The 519-nt window shown below is 43.4% G+C and carries 1 protein-coding gene; it reads left to right on the top strand.

Annotated features, from left to right (window positions below; translation table 11 throughout):
- On the top strand, positions 1-483 hold a 483-nt coding region (locus ACS8FC_RS20865), incomplete at its 5' end, for a YeiH family protein (protein ID WP_439298188.1).
- Positions 484-519: the final 36 nt, after the last annotated feature.

Raw genomic sequence — 519 nt, 5'->3', positions numbered from 1 at the left:
ACCGTGCATGAGGTGGCGCAAGTCGTGGTCGCAGGCAATGCAATCAATAACGAGATTGGCGATACTGCGGTCGTAACCAAAATGATACGCGTTATGATGCTCGCGCCTTTCTTGCTCGTATTATCGTTTGCGCTCACCAAAGATTGCACCGTAGATAATGCCGCTATAGAAGATGAGGGTAGTAAAAACGAGACAGCGTCATTTATGACCCGCGTCAAACAAGTCAAAGTGCCATGGTTTGCGTTTATTTTTATCGGTATTGTCTTATTGCATACTTGGATACCGATGTCTAAAAGTATTGAGCAAAGCATGATTATGCTAGATGATATATTGCTGACAATGGCGATGTTTGCGCTAGGTTTGACTACTCACCTAAGCGCGATTAAGCAAGCTGGTGTCAAACCTTTGATTTTAGGAGCGGTGATGTTTGGCTGGTTAATACTGGGCGGTGGTCTGATCAATATCGGTATTAGCTTTATATGATAAGTCAATTGATTACGCTTACTTACATCAGTACCC

It is taken from the genome of Psychrobacter sp. 1Y4, assembly GCF_051847555.1.
The sequence above is the reverse complement of the archived record's forward strand: the minus strand, read 5'-3'. Positions and strand labels throughout refer to the sequence as shown.